At 57.1% G+C, this 3,637-nt stretch carries 4 protein-coding genes and 1 pseudogene; all 5 read left to right on the top strand.

The window, feature by feature from the left end:
- Window positions 1-185, top strand: a pseudogene (locus PO883_RS33980) (hypothetical protein); the annotation flags it as partial.
- Between the two features lie 120 nt (window positions 186-305).
- On the top strand, window positions 306-1,205 hold the full coding sequence (locus PO883_RS33975; protein WP_289313726.1) for a plasmid-related transcriptional repressor protein: 900 nt from the start codon (window positions 306-308) through the stop codon (window positions 1,203-1,205).
- A gap of 732 nt (window positions 1,206-1,937) precedes the next feature.
- Entirely contained in the window at window positions 1,938-2,411 is a 474-nt protein-coding gene (locus tag PO883_RS33970; protein WP_289313725.1) for a hypothetical protein, read from the top strand.
- A gap of 110 nt (window positions 2,412-2,521) precedes the next feature.
- Window positions 2,522-2,926, top strand: a complete 405-nt coding sequence (locus PO883_RS33965; RefSeq protein WP_289313724.1) for a mobilization protein — start codon at window positions 2,522-2,524, stop codon at window positions 2,924-2,926.
- Window positions 2,923-3,637, top strand: a 715-nt coding sequence (locus PO883_RS33960) for a relaxase/mobilization nuclease domain-containing protein (protein WP_289313723.1), incomplete at its 3' end; no start/stop codon positions are given. The genes PO883_RS33965 and PO883_RS33960, both read left to right, overlap by 4 nt.

The following is a 3,637-nucleotide window of genomic DNA, read 5'->3' as shown; positions in this document are numbered from 1 at the left end:
CGAAGGGTATCCGGGAGTGCTCTCCGAACGTGGAGAGCCGCAAGGCGGGTCACATCGAGGACTACGCTAGGCGCACGGCTGAAAAGGCGTGGAACGCCCCGGAGGTGAAGCAGTACCGGCAGGAGCAGGCCCAGGAGAAGGCGCGGGAAGCGAAGCTTGATCGGGGGCAGAGCTTGGGGGGGTGACCTTTTCCCCGGCCGCGCAGCGGTGGGGGGGGGGGTGTGTAGGAGTAATATTCGGACGGCGCTGGACGGGGCGGACACCCCGGCCAGCGCCTAACCACAATCGAAGAATGGAGCTTCAAAATGGCTGACGAGAAGGATAACGCACCTCGGCGCAAGACACTGGCCGACATGCTGGAAATGACGAAGCAACGCGCCGTCACTGGCAATGAGGTCGCCGAGCAAAAGGCGGCAGAAACACCCCGGCAGATGTTCTTGCCGGGCTTTGATATTGGGGCTTTTCCAAACCACCTGAACCGTTCCAGCTTCATTGCTCCGATCGCGCGCGGACGACGCAAATTCCATCGACAAACCGAGATGGTCACGCGCAAAGATTGCGTGCTGGAGTACACCGGGGAGCAACTGGACGAGGCAGACGGCGACATTATCATGGCGTTGATTGCTTTCGCCCAGCCTTACCCGATAGGCACACCCGTGCCCCTGAATCGCGCTGAGCTGCTGCGCAAGATCAAGCGCAGCACAGGCAAGCACGATTACGAATGGCTGCACCGTCGCATCAAGTCGCTGACCGAGGCGACGATGTTTCTTGAAGCAAGAAAGCCGGACGGCTCCGCCCGGTACAGCATCGGCAAAACGGTGTCGTTTCGCATCATTGCTGGATTCAGCTACGACGACGTAGACGAGGCGTACAGCTACAGCCTAGATCCCCGTTGGGTGCAGATGTTCGGCAATCGGGAATACAGCCTGATTGACTGGGATAAGCGGATGCAGATCGGACGTGGGCAGGACATGGCCAAGACCTTGCAGCGCCTATTGGCCACATCCGCCGACCCGGTGCAGCGGTACGCGCTGGACTGGCTCAAGGACAAGATGGAATACGCCGGGCGAGTGCGAGATTTCCGGGATGCACTTACACGGGCTGTGCGTGAGCTGGAGCGGCTGGAGATCATTGCCAAAGGCAACATCGAGGACAGCACCAAGGGCAAGCCTCAGCTTGTCCTGTGGCTCCATCCATCGGCATAGCGTCGCACCCATCGGGATAGCGTTCCACCAAGCCCGCCAAGTGCGGGCTTTTTATCGGGATAGCGTCGCAGGCGCATCGGGATAGCGTCGCGCTTTATCGGGATAGCGTCGCGCTTTATCGGGATAGCGTCGCCCCCCCCCTCTGGAAACCCGCATGGATAGGGGCTTTCAAGAGGTCGAAGTGCTCTCTACCTTCTTTCTACCTTATCTTTACTAAGAACCGCCTGTGGATAAGTCACCGACCGAGCAAAGCGAGGCCGGGTTTGGGGTTGTAAGCCGGAACCCCGGATTTTTCTGTCCCCAGACAGCGCGGTACCTGTCACCCAAACGAGCGGTTAAGTGATGATCGAAAAATGAGAAATTTACCGTCAAAAATCGTCACATAACCCGTAACTTATTCAACGTTGCAAAAATGTGAGTAGCTTTAGCTTTGATGACGGAATTTTCTGGTGTTCCAGCTTACACCCCCGGTTTTGACACAGCGCCCCCACCGCTACGCGGCAGGGGAAAGGTAAATCACCCCCCCCCAAGTCGCCTCACATCGGCATAGCGTTCCGCTTTAGTGGCATAGCGTTCCCCCCAGGTCGGTGGGAACAAACTTATCAATAATTTCGCCAAACAGCTAAATCACAATCAGTCTAGACAGGACAATATTTATCTGATTATCAGTTAGATTTTTGTATGTTAGTGTGATATTATATAGTATGTTTAACAGATAGGTAGGTATACGCCATGCAGTTTCGTGAGCAAGGTAAAAAAATCCAGTGCATTCGGTCATTCTATGATCCGGTAAGCAAGCGGAGCCGTCAAAAGCTGGTGGCTGCATTCGACCGATATTCGGACAAATTTCCATCCGTTGAAATTGCCGAATTGACCGAAGCAGAGCGGCAGGAGCTGGCGACTTGGTTTGAGGCGCGGCAGGCTGTTAAAGCAGAAAGGTTGAACCAGTACCGCGTGATGAGTGCGACTGCGACTTTGGTCGAGCTTGCACAATCCATCAGGGCCACAGGTGCGGCCATGATGGATAGCGAGGCAGCGGCGACCTGGAGCGCGTTGAGTGGAGTAGCAAAGGCATTGCGCAAGGTCGGACACCCAAAGCCGAAGCGTGAGAGCTTGGCTGTTGTCGTGCCGGGTCAGGCTGATTTGCTGGCCGATGTTGTGGAGCCGGTGGGTGATGTTTTGCCTTCGTCGTCGATGGGCGTATGATAGGGTTATCGGTGGGTATGCTGGTTAGTAGCAAGCCATGTTTTCGCAAGCGAAAACTAGCCTCTTCCCTGCGGTCATCGCCCCCACTCGCTGCGCTCGGAGGGTTGTAAATGCAAGAACAAAATCCAGAACCCGACGGCATCGCCGCGCCTAGGCGCGGGCGCGGTGGCCGTCCAAAAAACGAACCCGGCACCGTCCGCGATGTGACCATCGGCGTGCGCGTGTCGCGTTCCGAATTCGAAGCCTTGAAGCTCAAGGCCGACACCATGAGCGTGACGCCGGCGCATTGGTTGCGCCAAGCTGCTTTGTCGCGTCGTCTTCCGGCGCCGCCAGTGCCGGCGATCAACCGGGAAGAGTACGCCGACCTGGCGCGGCTTTCAGCAAATCTGAATCAGCTAGCCAGGGCTGGAAACGAAGGCCGGAATGTCGTCATAAGTAACGACTTGGTCGAGAGTCTACGGGCAGAAGTTAATCAGTTGCGGCTTGCACTGATTGGCATGAAAGGCAGCGAATGATTGCCAAGGCGGTTAAGGGCAAAGGCTTTCGGGGCGCGTTGGAATACGACCTTACGAAGGAGCAAGGCCGCGTCATTGATAAGAATATGGCGGGAGAGAAGCCGCGAGAACTTGCGGCAGAGTTCGGAGAAATTCGTAAGCTAAGACCTAACCTGGGCAAGGCGGTTTTGCACGTTTCTTTATCCGCCGCGCCAGATGAAAAGCTCAGTGATGAGCAATGGCGCGAGATTGGGAAGCGGTATATGGAGGGCATGGGCCTGGAAAACAACCAGTTTGTAATGACGCGGCACGTCGATACCGACCACGAGCACATCCACATCTTGGCGAACCGCATCCGCTTTGACGGCACCGTGACCAGCGACAGCCACGACTACAAGCGGCAGGAGGTAATCATGCGCGAGCTGGAGAAGGAGTACGGGCTGCAACGGGTGCCGTCGAGCATCGAGGCCGAGCGCAAAGCGCCGACCAAGGGCGAGGTTGAGCGGAATTTACGGACCGGTGAACCGTCCACCCGGCAACGGTTGCAGCAGTTCTGTGATGCAGTGGTCAAGGATTGCGGAAGCTTTACCGAGTACCAGGAGCGGCTCGACACCGTGGGCGTCGAGCTGGTGCCAGTCGCTCAACTTGAGGGGGCGAAGTTGTCGGGCCTGTCGTATCGGCTGGACGGCATGACCATGAAAGGTAGCGACCTGGGCAAGGGATACAGTCCGG

It is taken from the genome of Massilia sp. DJPM01, assembly GCF_030348125.1.
Classification (GTDB): Bacteria; Pseudomonadota; Gammaproteobacteria; order Burkholderiales; family Burkholderiaceae_D; genus Telluria_A; species Telluria_A frigida.
Note: the sequence above shows the minus strand (reverse complement) of the source record. Positions and strands in the feature narration are given on the sequence as shown.

Bases quoted from the DNA above. Each gene is read 5' to 3' on its own strand.
- PO883_RS33970 (WP_289313725.1), top strand. From the start codon at position 1,938: ATGCAGTTTCGTGAGCAAGGTAAAAAAATCCAGTGCATTCGGTCATTC.
- PO883_RS33965 (WP_289313724.1), top strand. From the start codon at position 2,522: ATGCAAGAACAAAATCCAGAACCCGACGGCATCGCCGCGCCTAGGCGC.
- PO883_RS33975 (WP_289313726.1), top strand. From the start codon at position 306: ATGGCTGACGAGAAGGATAACGCACCTCGGCGCAAGACACTGGCCGAC.